This window comes from Winogradskyella vincentii, assembly GCF_020166345.1.
GTDB classification, from domain to species: Bacteria; Bacteroidota; Bacteroidia; order Flavobacteriales; family Flavobacteriaceae; genus Winogradskyella; species Winogradskyella vincentii.
Genome location: NZ_JAIUJS010000001.1, coordinates 478,684 through 500,206, shown reverse-complemented (window position 1 = coordinate 500,206; position 21,523 = coordinate 478,684). Strand labels below are relative to the sequence as shown.

Genomic DNA, 21,523 nt, shown 5'->3' with positions numbered 1-21,523 from the left:
TTTCTAAATCCATGCTTTCAAGACAGCAAAAACATATACTCCTTAAATTTTTCAGTTTATTTTCTGTTGTACGTGGATATAATATTCTTGTTGTTGTCATTGCGCAATATTTGGCTTCCATATATATTTTTGCGAACCACCTACCCGTTAAAACAGTTCTGTTAGATGTTAATTTATTAATGCTTGTTTTGGCTTCTTCGGCAACAATAGCTGCTGGTTATATCATTAATAATTTTTACGATTCAGAAAAGGACCTTATCAATCGTCCGCAAAAAACAATGTTGGATAGATTAGTTAGTCAAAACACCAAACTCTCATTTTATTTTGTGCTGAATTTCTTAGCTATAGTCTTTGCAAGCTATGTATCTTTTAAGGCTGTTGTTTTCTTTGCTCTATACATTTTTGCAATATGGTTCTATTCGCATCGTTTAAAAAGGCAACCAATAACAGGTAATATTGTTTCGGCAGTATTGACGGTGACTCCATTTTTTGCCATTTTTATTTACTATCGAAATTTTGAGCTGGTAATCTTCGGCCATGCAATATTCTTGTTTTTACTGATTTCCATGCGTGAGCTCATAAAAGACTTGGAAAATATTAAAGGAGATTTGGCAATGAATTATCGTACAGTTCCTGTTGTACATGGCGAAAGAATAACAAAACTGATGCTAAGTATTATGGCATTATTAACAATTACTGCAGCAACAATTCTGATACTTTATTTTGAAATAGGACATATGTATTATTTCTTTTATCTATGTATATTTTTGTTGTTGGTATTTCTCATTGTTTTATGGAAATCAGAAAAGAAAACACACTATTTGCTTCTTCATAATGTACTTAAGTTTATAATTGTTGCTGGTGTATTTTCAATATTATTAATTGATATATCAATTGTTTTAAATCGTATATAATGGAGCATAACTTAAAAATTGCAATGGCTCAAATCGCACCAGTTTGGTTAGATAAAAATGCCACATTAAAGAAAATTGAACAGTCCATAATTGATGCCACTAAAGAAAATGTAGAGCTTATAGTTTTTGGTGAAGCTCTTTTACCAGGATATCCATTTTGGTTGGCTCTTACTGGAGGTGCTGAGTGGAATACGGATATTAACAAGATACTTCATGCGCATTATGTTAGCAATTCTATATGCATTGAAAAGGGAGATTTAAATTCAATATGTAAATTGGCTAAAGCTAATAACATAGCCATGTATTTAGGGATTATGGAGCGACCTACTGATAGAGGAGGGCACAGTATTTATGCATCATTGGTCTATATAAATGAAAGGGGTGAAATAAAATCTGTACATAGAAAGCTACAGCCAACTTACGATGAACGCTTAACTTGGGCTCCTGGTGATGGCAATGGGCTACAAGTTCACCCTTTAAAGTCATTTACAGTAGGTGGTTTAAATTGTTGGGAAAATTGGATGCCTTTACCAAGAACAGCATTGTACGGTCAAGGTGAAAATTTACATATAGCCGTATGGCCTGGCAGTGATCATAACACAAAAGATATAACAAGATTTATTGCACGGGAGTCACGCTCTTTTGTGGTTTCGGTTTCAAGTTTAATGAACAAAATGGATTTTCCTGAGAACACACCTTTCTATAATGAAATTATAAAAAATGCGCCTGATATATTAGCAAATGGAGGCAGTTGTATAGCAGGACCAGATGGTGAATGGATTGTGGAGCCAGTAATCAATAAAGAGGGTTTAATAATTCAATCTATTAACTTTAATAGAGTATTAGAAGAGCGTCAAAATTTTGACGTTGTTGGCCATTACTCTAGACCCGATGTAACAAAATTAACCGTCAATAGAGATAGGCAAACTACTGTAGAAATAAAATAGTTAATGTAAAGTATTGTTATACCTTTGCAGCCAAAAATATAAGTGTTATGAGCAGAAATCAAGATGGAAGAGGAAAAGGGAAAGCTTCAAGCAGAAAACCTGCCAGAAGTAATACAAAGGGTTTTGCTAAGGATAACAGATTCTCTAAGAAAAAGTCTCAGCCGAAAAAAACATCGAATCCAGATGAGATTCGATTGAATAAATACATTGCAAATTCTGGAATTTGTTCTAGGCGAGAAGCTGATGAAAATATTGCTTTAGGATTAGCTACTGTGAATGGTAAGGTAATTACCGAAATGGGTTATAAAGTGAAGCCTGGTGATGAAGTTAAATTTGATGGAAGACGCATTAGTCCGGAGCCAAAAGTTTACGTGCTTCTCAATAAACCGAAAGGATTTGCTACTACTACAGCAGAAGGAAAGGGTAGAACGGTCATGGATTTAGTTGCCAATGCAACCAATGCTAAAATTAAGCCCATAGGGCGATTAGGCAGGAATTCTTTAGGCTTACTATTGTTTACCAATGATGATGAGGTGGTTCAAAAGTTTACCAATTCTAAAACAGGTGTTGCGCGTCTATTTCAAGTAGAACTAGATAAGAATCTAAAATTTGAAGACCTTAAAAAAATTCAAGAGGGATTCAAGGTTGAAGGAAAGCTTATTGCCGTTGAAGAAGTTAGTTATATACAAGGTGAGTCTAAAAATAAAATAGGTATAAAAATTAAAAATACTGGCAACACAATATTAAGAACAATTTTTGATCACCTTAAATACGATATTGTAAAAATTGATTGTGTTGCAATTGGTCATTTAACTAAAAAAGACATTCCTAGAGGGCATTGGAAACACTTAACTACACAAGAGGTTAATACTCTTAAAATGCTTTAAATTATATTATACATTACAACAATTCAATATTCTTGAAGCCAGCCTTAAAATAATATTTCATTAATATTTATTTTAATTTCATTTGTATCTTAGTATTAGTAATCAACCCTAACTAAGATGAAAGATAATCTAAAACGTGTAATTGTAGATTTCAAAAAACTAACACCTGAGATACTCGCATTGTTAGTAGAAAAGTATCCCGACGGCTATGACGATAATCATATTATTTCATTTAGAAATGCTAAAAATGAACTTGTTGAGGCCGTTGAGGTTACCACGGAAGACACAAAGTATTTAGTTAAAGTAAGTACTAAATTAGCGGTGACTATGGAGAATTATGATGAAGATGATTATGAGGATTTTCAAGGAGATGATCCTGATGCCGTACAACCACCTGAAGATTTAGAGGATTAAAAAATTATCTTTTTCTTCAGCACGACTTCCCAAATAAATACAGAAAATACAATGAGGTATTCAAGAGCTAATACCCATAGATTTTCGGTATAATCAATGTCGGCATAAGCAAAATAGCTTAGTATTATTACAACAGACCAAATTAGAGCGTATCTGTAGGCAGTGAAAATAGAAAGTATGATTAGTGTTGTTAAATACCATGGATGTACTGTAGTACTTAAAAACAGATAGCAACTAAGTGCCAGAAGCATTGAAGTTGCCAATTCAGTTATCGTGTGTGTTGCTCTGAAAAAGGAAAAGTAAAGGATTATAGATAAGGATATCAGTGGAAATATCTTTGTGATTATTGCTATTTCATTATACCCAGTAATGGCATAACCAATTTCTCTTGCCAAATAATAAATGCTACCATTAAATTCAAAATTACCGAACCATAATCCAATGGTTTTCGAGTAATTAGTAATAAATTCCATTGAAAAAAATGGTATAAAGAATAGAATTAGGGTTCCTCCAACGACTAAGTAAAACTTTATCAATTTCTTTAAATTTAACTTTCCATTTTCTTTTTTAAACCATTTAAAAAATAACGGTAAAAACATTAATGGGATTAATTTTATGGAGATTGAACAAGCTAGAATAATCGCAGATATTATCCACTTTCTACAATGCAGTAAGTACAGACTCCAAACGAAAAAGAAAACCATTACACCTTCAAAATGAAGGTTACCTGTTAGCTCAATTATTATAAAAGGGTTAAGTATGTACCAAAAGATTCTGTTGGATGGAATATTTAATTTCTCAAGGAGTTTTTTACCAAAATATAGTGTACCTAAATCTGCGCCAATAATAAGTATTCTCATACCGACAATCGAATTCAAAATACTGTGGCCAGGAAACAAATTTGCAATGACAAAGCATAGCTGGTTTAATGGTGGATAGTTTGTGTAATTTGAAGCACTTAGACTTCCCATTCCATGATATAGTTCTAGTTGATTTGGAAAATTTGTTAGAGCTCCTAATTCCATCTGATAATCAGGAGTACTTAAATACGGATTTAAACCAGACAATATCATCTGACCATCCCAAATAAAACGATAAAAATCTTGTGAAAGATTTGGTATTGCAAATAGAAATAAAAATCTAAATAGAACAGAAGCAAAAACTAAAATCCTAAAATAGAACCCACTTGACTTAATAACGAGATAAGCAAAAACAAAAAGACCCACATATAGCAGAAGGAGTTTTAAAGTATCGGTTCTTGCTAAATCATAGGCAAAGATTAAATACAATATGGAACTCAAAATAATAAAAACAAGTGGTAACTTTTTGTATTTAATTATATTGATTATTCCGAGCATATAGCCAAAGATAAAATTATTTGCTTCGCGACATTTAATGCCTTTATAAAAAGATTTTTAACTTTAAGAGCAATACTTAAATTATGGGTTATTCTATTCACCACAATTTTTTAATTCTTAAGGACATCGAATCAGTATATAATGCAATATCTCAGCCCGAGCATCTTGTCAATTGGTGGCCATTAAAGTGCAGTGGAATTCCAGAAAAAGGAGAAACATACAATTATAACTTTACGGATAAGTATAATTGGTTTGCTGAGGTTAGTTCTTGCAAGAAAAATGATCACATTCATTTTAAAATGACAGAATCAGATGAAGATTGGAATCCAACAACATTTGGTTATAATTTAGAGGAAAAAGAAAATGGAACCTACATTAGATTTTTTCATGAAGATTGGTCAGAATGCAATGATCACTTTAAGCACTCGTCCTTTTGCTGGGCACTTCTTTTAAAAGGTCTGAAAGATTATTTAGAGAAAGGAGTTGTAGTTCCTTTTGAGAATAGAGCTTAAACTTTTGAACTTAAAGATTTAAAAAACACATACCCAAACCCAATAAATAGCATCAGGTGAAATGGAAATAGTCCAAAGTCACCACCCTGATCACCAACAATAAAAGCGCTGTATAATCCAAATCCAAAATACAGCATTAGAAGACCTTCTATAATGACGTGTGGAGATACTTTTTTACGTAGGTATTTATTGTTTTTCCAATTGTCTTTAAACTTTCTAATATTAAATTTAGGTGTGCGTACAAACTCACTCTTCTTGCCTGCATGACCTTCAAGTACTGCAATGGAATTATGCAATGAGAAGCCCATGGCAATAGAAAAGAAAGTGAAAAACATGCCTATGTATCCAAAGAATTTCTTAAATCCACTACCATAAATATTTCTGTACATAAACCAATAGCAAACAAAAAAGATAATAGTACTCATTACAAAGAAACTCATAACGTAGAAGTAGTCTCTGAGATGAGCATATTCATTTTTAATGTAGAGCATAGGTATGCTTAATACTGCTACCACAAAAATGCTTAAAAACATGGAACTGTTCAGTAAATGAAGGAGTCCGTGTATTTTAGTTTTGGTAGAAATATTTTTAGATTTAATTACGCGCCACAGCATTTTTCTGAAATTCTCTGCACCACCTTTATTCCATCTAAACTGTTGAGAACGCGCAGCGCTTATTACAATTGGTAATTCTGCAGGAGTTTCTACGTCTTCTAAATACTTAAACTTCCACTTCTTAAGTTGTGCTCTATAACTTAAATCTAAATCTTCAGTTAATGTGTCTCCTTCCCAATTACCGGCATCTTCTATGCAGGTCTTTCTCCAAACACCAGCTGTTCCGTTGAAATTGATAAAGTGTCCTTTGGAATTACGACCAACCTGTTCTAAGGTAAAATGGGCGTCTAATGCAAATGCTTGGATTTTGGTTAACAAAGAATAATTTCTGTTAATATGTCCCCAGCGTGTCTGTACAACACCAATTTCTTCATCTTTAAAGTAAGGAATGGTGCGTTTTAACCAGTTTGGTTGAGGTAAAAAATCAGCATCAAATATTGCTATAAAATCACCTTTGGCAATTTTCAAGCCTTCCTTTAATGCACCAGCTTTAAATCCAGTTCTATCAGTTCTGGTGATGTGTTTGATATCAAGTCCAGTAGATGCTAATTTTTCAACATGAGCTTTAGTAGTATGAATAGTTTCATCAGTAGAGTCATCTAAAACCTGTATTTCTAATTTATTCTTAGGGTATTCTATAAGAGCAATGTTGTCTAGAAGACGTTCCATAACATACATCTCATTAAAAACCGGTAGTTGAATAGTTACATATGGAATTTCATTAGGATTATTCAGGTCAAAAGTTTCACATTCTTCACGTTTCTTTTTTGAACTTAAATAATTATAAAGCAAGTTGAGTTGTGCAAGTGCATACATAAAAATAAGCACTATTGCTATTGTGTAAACTACAATTATGAAATACTGAAGATAAATCACTTGAAACTATATTTAAAAATCCACCAAAGGATTTTTACGCCTGCAAATATAGCACCTTTTATGGTACCTGAAACTTTTGAGACACCTATTCTGTTTCTGTAATTGACAGGGATTTCTCTGTAGGTGAATTTTTGTTTGAGTGCTTTCAGTTGCATTTCTACTGTCCAACCATAAGTTTTATCCTCCATTTTAAGATCTAATAATTTAGAATACTTGATAGCACGAAATGGTCCTAAATCTGTAAAGGTTGATCTAAAAAATAAGCGCATTAAACTTGTTGCGAGCCAGTTGCCAAAAATTTGAGGTAAGGTCATTGATCCTTTTTCTCGTAGTTCTTTTACACGTGCACCAACTACAAAATCCACATCATCTTCTATAATTGGATTGACAATTTTTACTAGCTCTTCAGGATAATCACTATAATCCCCATCTAAAAAAACAATGATATCTGCTTTTTTTTCTTGTTGAGCAATGTAATCCATGCCTTTGAGACAAGCATATCCATACCCTTTTTGTTTTTCGACCAACACTGTGGCACCTAAACCTTTGGCATTCTTTTCTGTATTGTCTGTAGAATTGTTGCTTACTACAATAACTTCATCTACAATATCTGGGATATCGTTTATGACATGTTTAATAGAATCCTCTTCGTTAAAAGCAGGAATTATAACTTTAATGATGGGCATTACCTCAATTTGAAGTTGCAAAAATACAACTTCTTAATTCTCATTTACCAATTTCATCAAATCAACATCATTACCTATAAGTATTTCATTAGGATTAATTCGCCCTTTCATACTATCATTTTCTAATTTTAGGACACCCCTTGGACAAACCGCAGCACAAATGCCGCAACCAACACAACTTGAGCGCACAATATTTTCACCTTTTTGGGCATAATGTCTTACATCAATACCCATTTCGCAACTGTTTGAGCAATTTCCACAAGAAATACATTGGCCACCATTGGTTGTTATTCTAAACTTTGAGAATAGGCGTTGCTGAAATCCTAGTATAGCAGCCATAGGACAACCAAAACGACACCAAGCTCTACTACCTAAAATTGGATAAAAACCTGTGCCGATTACACCTGAGAAAATAGAACCAATATATATACCATAAGCTGATCTTAAGTTTCCGGATTTTATGTAAAAAAGTTGATCCGTTGTACCTGTGAAATGCATTATCAGAAGAAGAGTAATTACAAGAAAAAACCCAATAGCACCATATTTGGCATCCTTACCAAGTTCATTTCGTTTAAAAATCATTACACCAGCGAAAATAATTGTCAAAAAGCCTATCACAAGTGAAATGAAAACACCTCTTGTTAACCAAAAATCATTACTCTTATAGCCTAAATATGTATAGATCATTGCAGTTGTCATAACAACTGAAAAGACAAGTACTAAGTGAATTAACCACCGTTCTAGTTTCCATGCTGACAATTTTTTTGAAGATAAATGCCTAAAAGAATCACCTGCTGTTTCAGCAAGACCTCCACAACCACAGACCCATGAGCAATACCACCGTTTCCCATATTTGTAAGTTAAAATTGGTGTAATTACAAATATTGATAGAACACCAAATAATATAAGAGATAATCCAATATTACCATTAGATAAAAAGGCTTTTACAGACCATTCATCAAAAATATAATAGTTAAGTGGCCAGATGCTCTTAAGATCATAATATGGTAAATCATTATTCATTACATACATAAATTCCGGAATCAAAAAGGCAAAACCTAATTGAAAAAACATTACCGATACAGTTCTAATTTGTTGATAACGATTATGTCTGTATTTTAAAATGAACTTGTAACCAAAAGCTAAAATTGCAATTGTGTAAAGTGTACCATAAACAAACCATTGGCTTGCATTTCTGCCACTTAACAATTGACTAAGAGGGTCAAATAAACTGATTAAGCCTGTATTCTCCACACCATCTTTTCCTAGTCCTAAATATTGAGGATAGAAATAAAGAACAATATAAAACGCAGTAAGAATAATCCCTACCGACCAGCCCCAAAATCCTCTTGAAGAAATTGATTTGAACCATACTCCATCATTTTTTATGCCTTCTAATTTGTTTAAATAGGCTTCCCTAGAATAAAAAATCGTCCCAATTACAATTAGACTCAAAGCAATTGTTAGAAATAATCCTTTGTTTGGAAAACTTGTATTGAATAGAGCAAGAGTTAAAATAAATAGACCAATTAGTCCTAAACCTAGAGCTATTTTCTGTTTGGTTGTAATGTTTAAGGCATCTGGCGTTGCCAATGACATGCTATGATTTAATTTATTACTCATTACTAGGCAGTTTGTAGTTGATTGTTATAGGATTGAATTATCTGTTTTTCAAATCTTGAATAAAACTCAGGATCAAAATTTGCTTCAGCAAGATGATTAATTACATAATCAACATCTCTATTTTCGGTAAGCCATGTATCAAACGTTTCATGTCGCATCCTAATTCCGAAGGTGTTGATGCCTAGAAATTTATTTGTGTTCTTATCATAAGCTACTGTTATGCATTTAGTGTCATCTTCGTGTTTCCAATGAAAATGTGCTTCATTCTCAGGTCTACCTTTTTTGCCATGTACCCAACCATAGGTTTGATATTCTATATCTAAAAATTTAGCCGAGTTAAACCAGTATCCTGGATTGTACTTTATGCGGTTGCCACAAATAGTTTGCGCAAGTGCTTCACCCATCATTCTACCAGTATACCAAACCGCTTCAATTGGCCTTCTATTTCCTATGGCTTCGTGTTGCTCCGCACAATCTCCTATAGCATAAACGTCGGGAATGTTTGTTTCTAAATATCGGTTTACTTTAACACCTCGACCAGTTTCAATTTCAGAATCTTTTATAAAATCTATATTAGGTGAAACTCCAGCAGTTAACCCAACTACATCGCATTCAATTTCTTCTCCAGTTTCTTCAATGATTACGGATTTAACTTTACCGTTTTCATCAGATTTAATTTCCTTAAGGTTTGTAGATAAACGTAAATCAATGTGATGATTTCTTATGTGTCTATTAATCATACCACTTTCGCCTTCAGGTAATACACCATTCCAAAAGCTAGATTCTCTAACAAGAAATGTAACAGGTATACTGCGACTATTTAACATTTCTGCAAGTTCAATACCAATTAAACCACCACCAACAATTACAGCACGTTTACACTCTTTATTATTAGGAGCATATTTTTCAAGATTTTCTAAATCCTGTTTGTGGTACATTCCCATAACACCTTCCAAATCTTGTCCTGGCCAACCAAATTTATTTGGTTTGCTTCCAGTTGCAATTACTAGCTTATCATAGTTCAATGTTTCACCATGAGAAAAATGAAGAACTTTAGACTTGGTGTCAATGGATTCTACAAATCCTTGTTTGAGATCAATACGATTTTTATCCCAAAACCAATCCTCGTAAGGTTGGGTATGTTCAAATTTCATATGTCCCATATAAACATACATCAAAGCAGTACGTGAGAAAAAATATTCTGCTTCTGCTGAGATAATGGTAATTTTTTTATCCGATAGTTTTCTGACGTGTCTTGCAAGTGTGACACCAGATATACCATTGCCGATTATTACGACGTGTTCCATATTGAAATTGGTTGTTAGTATAGACAATAGGTCGAAGGTTTTGTTAAAACCTTAACAGCCATAGTTGAATTTCTTTAAATTTAGGCATTATTTAGTTTTATGAAACGTTTAATTTCTTTGATTTTCTCCATTTTAATATTTGGCTGTGCAGCTAGTGTTTATAAACCTGAGAAAATAAATGGCGTAAGTTTTGTTGCGATGAATACAGCCATAGATAGCACTAATATAGTTCCAGTGGTAGAGGTCAATGCTAATTATGCAGCAGTAATGCCATTTGGTTTTATTAAAGATTTAGATCATCCTCAAGTAATACATAATACAGACAGGCAATGGTATGGTGAAACTAGAGCTGGAGCGCAGCAATACATATACGAACTACAAAAAAAAGATATTTCTATAATGATAAAACCCCAAATATGGGTTAGTCGTGGTAAATTTACTGGAGAAATAATGATGCAATCTGAAGCGTCTTGGAAAGCACTAGAGGATTCATACAGTAGTTTTCTACTTGAATATGCAGAACTTGCTGAAGAAGTTAATGCTGAAATTCTCTGTATTGGTACAGAGTTAGAACTATTTACAAAATACCGACCTGAATATTGGTTTTCACTAATAGATAAATTAAGAAAGGTTTACAATGGAAAGTTAACCTATGCGGCTAATTGGAATGAGTATAGGAAAACACCATTTTGGGATAAATTGGATTTTATAGGAATTGATGCCTATTTTCCTGTTAGTGATAATAAGACTCCAAGCTTTGAAGATTGTATGGCAGGTTGGCAAAAACATAAACCTGAAATATTAAAATTATCAAATACATATAAAAAGAAAGTTCTTTTTACCGAGTACGGTTATCGTAGTGTAGATTATGCTGGTGAAAGACCATGGGACTATTCTAATAGAGATGGTTCAGTGAATCTTGAAGCTCAAGTAAATACAACGAAAGCGTTGTTTGAAACATTTTGGGAAGAAAATTGGTTTGCTGGTGGATTTGTTTGGAAATGGTTCCATATACACGATAAAGTTGGAGGACCTAATAACAACATGTTTACACCACAAAATAAACCATCTCAGGAGGTCATCAGAGTTCAATACGGACATTCAAACAATTATTAAATGCGAAACTTAGTTATTGGAGATATTCACGGTGGTTTAAAAGCCCTTGTTCAGTTAATAGAACAATTGAAAGTTAAATCAGGAGATAAACTTGTTTTTCTTGGTGATTATGTTGATGGCTGGAGTGAGTCCGCACAAGTTATTCAGTATCTGATTGAGTTGTCAAATACTGTAAAGTGTGTTTTTATTAAGGGTAATCATGATGTTTGGTGTGAAGATTGGCTCAGGGAAGGATTGGCAAATCCAGTGTGGTTAGCTCATGGTGGTAAAGAAACTGTTGAAAGTTATTCTGAATTCACAGTTGAAGAAAAAAAGCAACATCTACAGTTTTTTCAAGCTATGGAACTTTTTCATTTAGACAAGGCAAATAGACTATATGTACATGCTGGTTTTACTTCTATGCATGGTGTTCAACGTGAATACGAAATTAGAAACTTCTACTTTGATAGAACCCTTTGGGAAATGGCCTTAACCATGGATAAACGCATTACCAGAACTTCTGATAGATATCCTCAAAGACTAACCCACTATTCAGAAATATATATTGGCCATACACCAACATTGAATTATCATAAATACGAACCTATGAATGCAGCAAATGTATGGAATATAGATACAGGTGCTGCATTTACAGGTCGTTTATCCGCCATGAATGTTGATACGAAAGAGGTTTTTCAAAGTGACCCAGTAACTTATTTATACCCTAATGAACAAGGGAGAAATAAGTAATTATTTGATTTTATTTCTGTAGTAATTATAAATATCATCAGCCGAAGCACCGAACCATCTTTTGACATAAATGGACCAGAAATGATACTGTAATTTCCAAATACCAACTTTTTTATATTGTCTTGCTGAGGTTCTGATTTTACTATTTATAACTACAAATTGTTTTCGGGCATATAATTCATTAATTAGAATATTGTCCTCATAAATAAGGTAGTCTTCATCATAACCACCAATATCTTTAAATAGTTCTCGGGTTATAAATTGACTTTGATCGCCTCCACGACATGGCCTTAGATTAAATTGGGTTAACCAGCTTGCTAAACGCAACCACCAATGCTTGCTGTCAAACTGCATTCTAAAACAGCCTGCCTTATTGCCTTTGGATATTTCTTTTAGGATCAATTCGTCAAAGTCTTTTGGTGGATGTGCATCTGCATGTAGAAAATACAAAACATCACCTATTGATGTTTTTGCGCCAAGATTCATTTGTTTTGCCCTTCCTTTATCTGAGGAAATCAGAGTAATGTTTTCAAATGATTTTATAATAGCTTTTGTACCATCTGAACTTTCACCATCAACCACAATGATGTCTGATATATTTTTAGGGCTAGAATTAGTTTCTAAATGTTTTAGTAACTCACCTATATAATTTTCCTCATTCAGAACAGGAATGATTATTGAAATTTTAGTCATTTAAATCCCAATTATAGTCTTTATAATTTTTCCTTGCACCTTCTGAAATATTTACATCAGTATAGCGATTGAGAAAATCTATTAGACTTCCATTTTGCTTAAAGTCTTTAGCAAACCACTTAAATATTTTAGAGAGTTTTAAACTGTTTTTGGTAATTTCATTTTTAGAATTGTCCTTTAGAAATTCTTTAGTTGATTTGGTTAGTAACGCTTCTAAATTTGATGCAGTAAATGCTTCATTTTGAAGTTTGGGGCAAGATTCTGAAGCACAAACAATGGCAAAGTGAATCCTCGGTTCGCCCATTTCCCTCAATATCTTATGTTCTATGTCATTTAAGTTTAACCACTTGTCACCAAACTTCCATAAACGTTGATCCCATGGATCTTTGATATCTTTTATGCTTTTAACGGGATAATTGCGTAAAATTAAATCAATTGTTAATGCATTGTATGCATTTATCCAAAATACGAGTTGTTCTACATCTGATGATGTGTTTTTGGGTTTATTATGAACTAGCCAATCAATATAAATATCAAAATCTGAAGAGTTTCTGATACCTGAATAATCAACATTTCCTTGGTCTGTTACATACTGTTTTAATACCAAATCCCATTTTTGATGAAAAGAAGTATTAGTTGCATTTACCAATTTTGGTGGTTGAGGTGGTGCAGGTATATAAACTGAATCAACCTCCATCGGTTCACCTTCTTCCGGGATTGGTGGAGGAGGTGGAGGGGGTGGTGGAACCTGATCTGGCACTTTAGTTATTATCAAAGAGTCTATTACAACTTTTTCAGGCGATGTTTTTTTTACAACTTCCTTTTTTGATGCACAAGAAATTGAACAAAACACTAGGAGTAATAGAAATGTTCTTAAAACAGTCATTTAATCTTACTTAACAACATCCACCACCATCGTAGTGAAATGTAGATTCACTTATGTAGACGTCATCCCTACCCAAAGCTTTCAAGGCTCCGGCTGTTTTATCGCATATAGCTAGTGGCTGGTTTTTAAGTAAAACGTGACCTGCTTTATCATCAAAATATTCATCCTCTCCAAAATAGATAGCTGCTTTGCCTGTAAATATACATGGTCCGTCAGCTGGCATAGGGTCTTTTATAGCTGCAACTTCTATGGATTCTATATATATTAATTCGTCTGTAGGATAGTGTTTAGGGTCCAATATTCTATAAGGTTTTCTGGCTCTTATTTCAATTGTACCAAATCCCGCATCAGTAAGGGCTTTTACATATTCTGCAATTGGCAAGCTACCACTGAGGCACAAAGCTCTTAATCTCTCGTCATTACGTAATGCATCATTCATCGGTTGTTCGCATGTAGGGTCACTCATTACTAACCTGCCATGAGGTTTAAGTACACGGTACATCTCATCAATGGCTTTTTTAAGATCATCTGCTTTGAAGATATTGAAAAGGCAATTTTGTGCTGCTACATCTATGCTATTATCTTCTACGGTAAGATTCATAGCATCACCCTTTTTAAGTTCAACAAAATCACTTTTAAACCATGGATTTAGTTCTTCAGCTTCCTTAAAATTTTTACGTGATGCCTCTAACATTTCATCAACCACATCAATACCAATAACACCACCTTTCTGCCTGTTGAAATAGGCAAACTGCAAAAGTTCCATACCGCCGCCAACACCAACATAAAGCATTTTTGGATTGTTGGTTAAATCTCGTGCATGCACTGTACTTCCACAACCATAGTTCATTTCTTGCATTATTCTAGGAATCTTTAAACCTGGAAGTTCCCAGATAGGATTTGTGGTGCAGCATAATCCAACATCTGGCGTTAAAGCAGCTTCCTTATATACATCGTGTGTGGTTTCTAAATAACTCATTTATAATGTCTTTATTAATTCTTTAAATAGGGTTATCATATTAGGTTCGGCTTTGTTTGCCATTTCTATGATTTCAGTGATATTTACAGGTTTAAGATTATCAGGATCACATTCGTCTGTTAAAACTGAAATTGCCGAGGTTTTTAGACCTAAATGATTTGCAACTATTATTTCTGGTACTGTACTCATACCTACCGCATCTGCACCAATAATCTTCAGCATTCTGTACTCAGCTCTGGTTTCTAATTGCGGTCCAACAACACTTGCATATACACCTTTATGCAGTTTAATATTATTAGTGTTTGCAATTTCTTCTATCATTGCATTTATCTCAGAATCATAAGGAGCGCTCATATCAGTAAAACGCTCACCTAATTCTGATACACCTTTAAAGGCTAATGGAGAGCTACCTTGCAAATTAATATGATCATCAATTAGCATTAGTTCGCCTTTTTTAAAATCCAAATTAATAGCGCCCGCTGCATTGGAAACCAAAAGGGTCTTTATTCCGAGTTTTTCCATTATCCTAACTGGGAAAGTAACATCTTGAAGTGAATAGCCTTCGTAAACATGGAAACGGCCTTGCATTACAACAACCTTTTTACCTGCTAACTTACCAAATATGAGTTTTCCTTTATGAAACTCTACCGTTGCGGTAGGAAAGTTAGGAATGTGATTATAACTGGCCTTTGCAATTATCTCAACTTCGTTTATGAGTTGCCCAAGTCCAGTACCTAAAATTATACCAATTTCAGGTTTGTCAAAGCCTTTGCTCTTCAAATATTCTGTACTTTCAGTTATGTATTTAATCATTTAACTGTTGTATTTTTTCTTGTAATTCTACGTTTGATTTATAGAAATCTGAAGCAATTAAATCTTCATAAGTATCAATATCATTTAATGTTTGCAAGGTACTTACTGAAACGTTTAATTTTTGTAACTCATGTAACGTTGTCTTTAATAGATGATTTTGACTCCATGGTTTATTCTGAAATATTTCAGGCACCATCGATCTAAGGCCAATTAAATAATAACCACCATCTTCTGCAGGTCCGAAAACTGATTCTGTATCATCAAGCGAATTAATACCCTCTTTAATATAACTGGATGTAATTGTTGGTAAGTCAGAACCAATTAAGACTATTTTTTTATAACCAGCCTTAAAACCATCATTGAAGGCATTGTACATTTTTTCGCCTAAATCTTCCCCTTGCTGAACAGTTTTGTTTTCATTTGGCCAATGAGATTCTGTTATAGAACTAGAGTAATAAATTTTAATGTCACAGTTAAGGTTTCTTGTTGCTTTCTCTGTAACTTTTACGAGTTCTGAGTAAACTTCAAAAGCACCCATGTCTCCAATGGTCTTTGCTAATCTTGTTTTTACAGTACCGAGAGTTATATTTTTTACAAAAACTATTACTAATGCATTAGTCATAAACCTTCTTACCTTTTAAAAGCCATTTGCTCCAATCCTTTGAAAATGCATGTACATTTTCAGTTGGTTCTTCCTTTGAATTATAAACCGTGAAGTTATTGTTTTTCCATTCAAAAATACCGCCAAACAAATTGTAAACATTTTTATAGCCTTCTTTCTTTAGTTTTTCCGCAATGTCTTCAGATCTTACACCTATGGAGCAATACACAACAATTATGGCATCATTATCTAATAAAAGATTTTTAATTTCAATAAGATTAAAATTATCATAGCCTACATGTATAGCATTTTTGAGATGGCTCACCTCATATTCTTCAATTTCTCGAGCATCTAATAATACTGCCTCTATACTTGGCGTTGCCAATTCATTTGCAGTTATATATGGGATACTTTCTTTATTGTATTTTTTTAATACGTTAGTTATAGTTTCTTGAGAAAAAGAAAATAGGCTAACTATTGAAAATATGATTAATAGGGAATTCTTCATAATGTTAAGCAACGGTTCCTTGACAGCTGCTTCCAGCACCCGCTGTACAGCCGTAACAATGTTGTGATATAACTATATTTCTACCTTCTAATAGCTCTTCATTGTATTGAGAAATGTGCTTTACTTTGCTATTTACAGGTAACTCTAACATCTGGTTAAAATCGCAATCGTATAAATATCCATCCCAGCTTATTGATAAGGTATTTGTGCACATAACATTAGTTACAGCGTCAGGATTGTAGGCATCTACCAATTGATACATGTAGTCTTCGTAGTTTTCTGAAGCAATTAAATAATCTAAGAATCTACTTATCGGAAGATTTGTAATAGCAAATAAATTATGAAATTGAATACCAAAATCCTCTAGCAATGCCTTTTTAAAATCCTTTTCCATCGAAGCTTGATTTCCAGGAAGAAATGCGCCTGATGGATTGTAAACTAAATCTAACCTTAAGCTACTATTGGGCATGCCATAACCGATAGCATTCAATTCTTGTAACGCTTTAATAGATTTATCAAAAACACCATCACCACGTTGTTTGTCGGTTTTGCCTCTTGTCCAATGTGGCATAGAGCTCACAACATGAACGTTATGTTTTTTGAAGAATTCTGGTAAATCGTAATACTTTTTATTGGCTCTAATTATAGTGAGATTTGATCGCACTATAAAATCTTTAATACCTGCTTTTGAAGCTTCCTCAACGAACCATCTAAAATGAGGATTCATTTCTGGTGCACCACCTGTGAGATCTAAAGTATGTGCGCCCGTATTTTTTATTACTTCCAGACACTGAAGCATTGTCTCTTTGGTCATAATTTCCTTTCTGTCTGGACCTGCGTCTACATGACAATGTTCACAAACTTGGTTACACATGTAACCAACATTGATTTGTAAAATTTCAAGTTTTTTGGCTTTTAGAGGAAATTGATTTGTTTCGGCAATTTTTTCTTTAAATTTTGGAAGTTCACCATTTTGAAATATTCCATTTGATAATATTTCTAATTGCCTTTTGCTTTGAACTAATAAACTCTCGCGCTTATGTAAAGATTGGGTTTTAACTTTTATCATCTAAATTATCCGTCAAGTTTATTTACTTTATTCATCATTTGCACACCATGCACCAATGTTGCGCCACTTTTTATGGCAGCGCCAACATGAATGGCTTCCATCATCTCTTCCTTGGTTATGCCACGCTCCAAACCATCTTTAGTATAAGCATCGATGCAATAAGGGCATTGCTCAGTATGTGATACGGCCAAAGCTATTAAAGATTTTTCTCTCGCGGTTAGAGCACCTTCTTCAAATACCTTACCGTAATAATCAAAAAATTTGTTGCCAAGCTCTTCGCTCCAGTCTGTTATTTTGCCAAATTTTCTAAGGTCTGCAGGATCGTAATATGTTTTAGACATTGATTTATTTCTTATTTGTTTGTACAAAAAATCAAGATAGTATTTTTTGTCGAAGTTAATTCTTAAAGATTACAGAAAATATTTATAAACATAAATCAAATTGTCTTTGTACAAACTAATATTCAATTTTGTCTTCTTTATCCTCCCAATTTTTAAAAACCTTTAGAGCAGTTTCTCTTGCCAATTGTTTAAATGGTATGCTACGTTTGTTATAGCTTAAGGGAATTTCATTGTATATGAATTGATCGTCAAAACCTATGTTTGCTGCATCTATTTGATTGCATCCATAATAAACTTTTTCAGGTCTTGCCCAATAGATTGCACCTAGGCACATAGGGCAAGGTTCACAGGTAGTATATATCTCACATCCTTCAAGTTGAAAAGAGCCTATATTGTTACATGCATCTCTAATGGCTATTACTTCTGCATGGGCTGTTGGGTCATTTGTTGAGGTTACTTTATTGTTTCCTTGGCCAATTATTTCACCATCTTTGACAACTATACATCCAAATGGTCCACCTTCATTATTTTTTACTCCATTTATTGCAACCTCTATTGCCTTTATCATAAACTGTTCTTTGTTATTCATAGGACATCAACTTTCATTAATTCGTATAATAGTCTCAATATTATTTTAAAGATATTTATTATTAATAAAAATTTCGAGAATTAGGATAATATCTTAAATGATTTTAAATCTAGAAAATAACCTCTAATACTAGAATCTTCGGTCTGGATGAAAGGCATTAATATTTAAGGATGTCTTTTTATTTGAGATAATCTCTGAAACTAATAGACCTGATGCAGTACTCATACTCCAGCCCATCATTGCATGACCAGCTGCTATAGTTAGGTTTGAGCACCTTGTTGATTTTCCAATATAGGGTAATCCATCTGGTGAAACAGGACGTAAACCACATTCAGCCCTTTCTTTTTCTAAATGAGTCAATTCTACAGTTGGATAATAGCGGTTAGCCGCATTCGCAATAGCTTCAACTCTTACTTTATTAATATTATGGTTAATTCCTGCAATTTCCATTGTGCCAGCAAAGCGTGTGAATCCATGCATTGGTGTTACTGCGGCTTTGGCTTCTACTAATATCGCTGGAATAGTGATGCCAGTATTTCTTTCTGTATTTATTCGGTATCCTTTCCCAGCTTGTAAGAGCAATTTTAAACCTAATTTTTTACTCAATAATGAACTCCACGAACCAGCAGAGAGAACAACTTCATCAACAGTTATGGTTTGTTTATTAGTTTTAAGAGCTTTTATGTTTTGTTTTTCAACCACTAAGTCTTCAACTTTTTCATTAAGGTAAAAAGTAACTCCTGCTTTATGTAAATAGTCCTTCATGTCTTTCATAAACTCATGAGGAGTGGTGTGGTGGTCACATTTAAAGTAGGCACCACCGATGGTATCAATTTCTACATTAGGTTCTAATTCTTTAATTTCTGAAGGTGTTACTCCTTTAGCTTCTAATCCAAGTACTGTTGCCATTTCTGCAAGCTTAAGTTCTTCGTCTAACATTTTTTGAGTTTGACAAAGCATGAATAAACCCTTCTTCTCGTAATGTGCCGTAAATTTTTCAGTTGATTTTATTTCATCAAAGAGCTTCTGACTCAAAACAGCAATATCTCTAATTACTGGAGCAGATCTTGTAACATGATCTGCATTACATGATTTGTTAAAGGCCCATGCCCATTTTAAAAAATCTAAATTTAATCGTGGTTTTATATATAAAGGACTTGAAGAATTAAACATCCATTTTAATCCTTTTTTCATTACACCTGGTGCGGATAATGGAATTATGTGACTAGGAGATAAGTATCCTGCATTAACGTAAGAAGCACCAGAATTTAGATTTGATTGATCTACAACGGTTACCTGATGACCTTCCTTATGTAGAAAATAGGCTGAACATAAACCTATAATTCCGCCACCAATAATAACAACATTTTTACTCATATTTAATTCGCATGAACCCTAATAAATATAAACTAAAAATAAATTTTGTAATTGAAATAAATAAAACATTAAATAAAGATTTTAGATTCTAAAATTAAAAACCCAAACAAGACTGTCTGGGTTTTGAGATTAATAGCACATTAACTTAAGCAACACATTTCGACTTAGTGATAATGGTACTTGAGTTAACTTTAAATATTGGATTCAAGAATCTTGCCAATTGGTCAAATTCAATTAAGAATGCATCGTGCCCATGAATAGATTTAATTTCGTGAATTGCCACATTGTTCTTTACGCCTTTTAAATCAACAAAAGCAGACCAGTTTTCTTCTGGTTTGAAGAATAGATCTGAATTAATCGTCACAATATGGATGTTTGATGATATCTGACGTGCAACCTCAATAAAATTACCTCTTCCTTCGGTTATGTCAATAGTTCTTAATATATGATTCATCATTTTGTAAGCAGATAGTATAAATCTATCGTTTAGCCTCTTTCCATGATGATTCAACCATGATTCTACATTAAATAAATTTGAGTTTCTCTTTGATCGCTCAAATTTTTCGGTAAAGGATTCAGGTGTTCTATAAAGAGTCATAGCATGCATCCTTGCATCTTCTAAAGGTTTTCTAGAATTATTTAGAATAGCATCTTGAATATGGCAATTTGCAATTAGCCAATCTGTAGATTTCCAATCAGTTGCAATTGGAATAAGGTTTTTAATAAGATTTGGTTTTAGTGCTGCTAATTCCCATGCAATGCCTCCTCCAACAGAACCACCTATTACTGAAAACAGAGAATCAATACCGAGCTCCTCAATTCCAAGTGCAAAAATTTTGGCAATATCCCTAGCGTTATAATCTTTATAATTATCAATTAAATCGGTTGCCGAAGTATCAAAACCATTCCCGGGAATATTGAACGCCAAAATAGTATAAGTGCTAGTGTCAATACACTTATCTTCACCAATTAGGTCATTCCACCAGCCATTTGGTCCAATAACAGTAGAGTTTCCGGTAAGTGCGTGAATTACTAAAACAATCGGTGCTTTTCCTAAATCAATACCAAAAGTCTGGTAAGACAAGGAAAGTTCCGAAGTCTTACCAGAATTGGTTTTAAAATTTGAAATTTTGATATGTTTTAATCTACTCATTATAGATTTATGAAATATTATATTCTTTTTCTACCGCAATTGAAATTGGTGTTAAATTTTGAAGATTGTCCTTAACAGGGCAACGGTCTTCAACTATCTGTAACCATTTTGTTAAAGTCTCAATATCTGCATCTGTATCAGGGATTAAATGAAGTTTAATAGATTTAAAACCTGCTCGTTCTACATTAGAGCTTCCCAAAAACCTATTAGGGTTTAATTCGCCATTGACTTCAATCTTTAAATTATTGATGGTAAATCCTAATTCTTTGGCAACAACATGTCCAACCACGTTGATACAACCAGCAAATCCTGCTAGTATATACTCAACTGGATTTGGATAGTCGTCGGTGCCACCCAAGGCTTCTGGTTCGTCAACTGTTAATGTAAATTGTCTTGTATTTCCTATGAATTTTGTTTCTGAAGTACTAACTCCTGAAACACTAAATTGTAAATTACTCATTTTTCTGTCTTTTAGATTTTTGAATTATAACAGATGCCCTAATAAAAGAGCATCTGTTTCAACTAAACAAC

At 33.4% G+C, this 21,523-nt stretch carries 24 protein-coding genes; 7 read left to right on the top strand and 17 right to left on the bottom strand.

Features of this window, described 5'->3' with window-relative positions:
- Positions 1-11 precede the first annotated feature (11 nt).
- From LBV24_RS02300 to LBV24_RS02285, 4 genes are all read left to right on the top strand, one after another.
- Complete coding sequence (locus LBV24_RS02300) at positions 12-914, top strand: geranylgeranylglycerol-phosphate geranylgeranyltransferase (RefSeq protein ID WP_224476971.1); 903 nt, start codon at positions 12-14, stop codon at positions 912-914.
- A complete protein-coding gene (locus LBV24_RS02295) occupies positions 914-1,861 on the top strand; it encodes a carbon-nitrogen hydrolase family protein (protein WP_224476970.1) in 948 nt (315 codons plus the stop codon). The genes LBV24_RS02300 and LBV24_RS02295 overlap by 1 nt, the downstream gene beginning before the upstream one ends.
- A 47-nt stretch (positions 1,862-1,908) precedes the next feature.
- Positions 1,909-2,748 (top strand): pseudouridine synthase, encoded by an 840-nt coding sequence (locus LBV24_RS02290; protein WP_224476969.1) that lies wholly within the window; start codon positions 1,909-1,911, stop codon positions 2,746-2,748.
- Between the two features lie 117 nt (positions 2,749-2,865).
- Entirely contained in the window at positions 2,866-3,162 is a 297-nt protein-coding gene (locus LBV24_RS02285; protein WP_224476968.1) for a hypothetical protein, read from the top strand.
- On the opposite strand, the gene LBV24_RS02280 is transcribed toward LBV24_RS02285, so the two are convergent.
- Positions 3,159-4,520 (bottom strand): glycosyltransferase family 58 protein, encoded by a 1,362-nt coding sequence (locus LBV24_RS02280; protein WP_224476967.1) that lies wholly within the window; start codon positions 4,518-4,520, stop codon positions 3,159-3,161. The two genes, LBV24_RS02285 and LBV24_RS02280, sit on opposite strands and share 4 nt — an antisense overlap.
- Before the next feature lie 83 nt (positions 4,521-4,603).
- Here LBV24_RS02280 and LBV24_RS02275 point away from each other — a divergent pair, with 83 nt between their 5' ends.
- Positions 4,604-5,032, top strand: coding sequence for an SRPBCC family protein (locus LBV24_RS02275; protein WP_224476966.1), 429 nt, complete (start codon positions 4,604-4,606; stop codon positions 5,030-5,032).
- Here the strand turns inward: LBV24_RS02275 and LBV24_RS02270 are convergent.
- The 4 genes from LBV24_RS02270 to LBV24_RS02255 are packed head-to-tail and all read right to left on the bottom strand — an operon-like array spanning position 5,029 to position 10,138.
- The gene (locus LBV24_RS02270) at positions 5,029-6,462 is read right to left on the bottom strand and encodes a cellulose synthase family protein (RefSeq protein ID WP_262901987.1); all 1,434 of its coding nucleotides are present in this window, start codon (positions 6,460-6,462) and stop codon (positions 5,029-5,031) included. The two genes, LBV24_RS02275 and LBV24_RS02270, sit on opposite strands and share 4 nt — an antisense overlap.
- A 56-nt stretch (positions 6,463-6,518) precedes the next feature.
- Complete coding sequence (locus LBV24_RS02265; RefSeq protein ID WP_224476965.1) at positions 6,519-7,208, bottom strand: glycosyltransferase family 2 protein; 690 nt, start codon at positions 7,206-7,208, stop codon at positions 6,519-6,521.
- Between the two features lie 33 nt (positions 7,209-7,241).
- Complete coding sequence (locus tag LBV24_RS02260; protein ID WP_224476964.1) at positions 7,242-8,831, bottom strand: 4Fe-4S binding protein; 1,590 nt, start codon at positions 8,829-8,831, stop codon at positions 7,242-7,244.
- Positions 8,832-8,833: 2 nt separating this feature from the next.
- Entirely contained in the window at positions 8,834-10,138 is a 1,305-nt protein-coding gene (locus LBV24_RS02255; protein ID WP_224476963.1) for an NAD(P)/FAD-dependent oxidoreductase, read from the bottom strand.
- Between the two features lie 99 nt (positions 10,139-10,237).
- Between LBV24_RS02255 and LBV24_RS02250 the strand changes: the two genes are divergently transcribed.
- Together LBV24_RS02250 and LBV24_RS02245 are read left to right on the top strand one after the other, a co-directional pair.
- On the top strand, positions 10,238-11,254 hold the full coding sequence (locus tag LBV24_RS02250) for a glycoside hydrolase family 113 (RefSeq protein ID WP_224476962.1): 1,017 nt from the start codon (positions 10,238-10,240) through the stop codon (positions 11,252-11,254).
- A complete protein-coding gene (locus LBV24_RS02245) occupies positions 11,255-11,983 on the top strand; it encodes a metallophosphoesterase family protein (protein WP_224476961.1) in 729 nt (242 codons plus the stop codon).
- On the opposite strand, the gene LBV24_RS02240 is transcribed toward LBV24_RS02245, so the two are convergent.
- From LBV24_RS02240 to LBV24_RS02185, 12 genes are all read right to left on the bottom strand, one after another.
- Positions 11,984-12,676: a TIGR04283 family arsenosugar biosynthesis glycosyltransferase gene (locus tag LBV24_RS02240; RefSeq protein WP_224476960.1), complete on the bottom strand. Its 693-nt coding sequence runs from the start codon at positions 12,674-12,676 to the stop codon at positions 11,984-11,986.
- Positions 12,669-13,562: a DUF547 domain-containing protein gene (locus tag LBV24_RS02235; protein WP_224476959.1), complete on the bottom strand. Its 894-nt coding sequence runs from the start codon at positions 13,560-13,562 to the stop codon at positions 12,669-12,671. Before LBV24_RS02235 ends, LBV24_RS02240 begins: the two co-directional genes overlap by 8 nt.
- Before the next feature lie 10 nt (positions 13,563-13,572).
- Positions 13,573-14,541 carry an arsenosugar biosynthesis arsenite methyltransferase ArsM gene (arsM, locus tag LBV24_RS02230; protein ID WP_224476958.1) on the bottom strand — a complete coding sequence of 323 codons (969 nt, stop codon included), beginning with the start codon at positions 14,539-14,541 and terminating at the stop codon, positions 13,573-13,575.
- Positions 14,542-15,354, bottom strand: coding sequence for a purine-nucleoside phosphorylase (locus LBV24_RS02225; protein WP_224476957.1), 813 nt, complete (start codon positions 15,352-15,354; stop codon positions 14,542-14,544).
- Complete coding sequence (locus tag LBV24_RS02220) at positions 15,347-15,976, bottom strand: TIGR04282 family arsenosugar biosynthesis glycosyltransferase (protein WP_224476956.1); 630 nt, start codon at positions 15,974-15,976, stop codon at positions 15,347-15,349. Before LBV24_RS02220 ends, LBV24_RS02225 begins: the two co-directional genes overlap by 8 nt.
- Complete coding sequence (locus tag LBV24_RS02215) at positions 15,969-16,463, bottom strand: rhodanese-like domain-containing protein (protein WP_224476955.1); 495 nt, start codon at positions 16,461-16,463, stop codon at positions 15,969-15,971. Before LBV24_RS02215 ends, LBV24_RS02220 begins: the two co-directional genes overlap by 8 nt.
- Positions 16,464-16,467: 4 nt before the next feature.
- The gene (gene arsS, locus LBV24_RS02210; RefSeq protein WP_224476954.1) at positions 16,468-17,532 is read right to left on the bottom strand and encodes an arsenosugar biosynthesis radical SAM (seleno)protein ArsS; all 1,065 of its coding nucleotides are present in this window, start codon (positions 17,530-17,532) and stop codon (positions 16,468-16,470) included.
- A 5-nt stretch (positions 17,533-17,537) separates the two neighbouring features.
- Positions 17,538-17,873 carry an arsenosugar biosynthesis-associated peroxidase-like protein gene (locus LBV24_RS02205; protein WP_224476953.1) on the bottom strand — a complete coding sequence of 112 codons (336 nt, stop codon included), beginning with the start codon at positions 17,871-17,873 and terminating at the stop codon, positions 17,538-17,540.
- A gap of 115 nt (positions 17,874-17,988) precedes the next feature.
- Positions 17,989-18,462 carry a nucleoside deaminase gene (locus tag LBV24_RS02200; protein WP_224476952.1) on the bottom strand — a complete coding sequence of 158 codons (474 nt, stop codon included), beginning with the start codon at positions 18,460-18,462 and terminating at the stop codon, positions 17,989-17,991.
- A 129-nt stretch (positions 18,463-18,591) separates the two neighbouring features.
- Complete coding sequence (locus LBV24_RS02195; protein ID WP_224476951.1) at positions 18,592-19,839, bottom strand: NAD(P)/FAD-dependent oxidoreductase; 1,248 nt, start codon at positions 19,837-19,839, stop codon at positions 18,592-18,594.
- Positions 19,840-19,984: 145 nt separating this feature from the next.
- Complete coding sequence (locus LBV24_RS02190; RefSeq protein WP_224476950.1) at positions 19,985-20,992, bottom strand: alpha/beta fold hydrolase; 1,008 nt, start codon at positions 20,990-20,992, stop codon at positions 19,985-19,987.
- Positions 20,993-20,999: 7 nt separating this feature from the next.
- Positions 21,000-21,452, bottom strand: coding sequence for an OsmC family protein (locus LBV24_RS02185; protein WP_224476949.1), 453 nt, complete (start codon positions 21,450-21,452; stop codon positions 21,000-21,002).
- Positions 21,453-21,523: the final 71 nt, after the last annotated feature.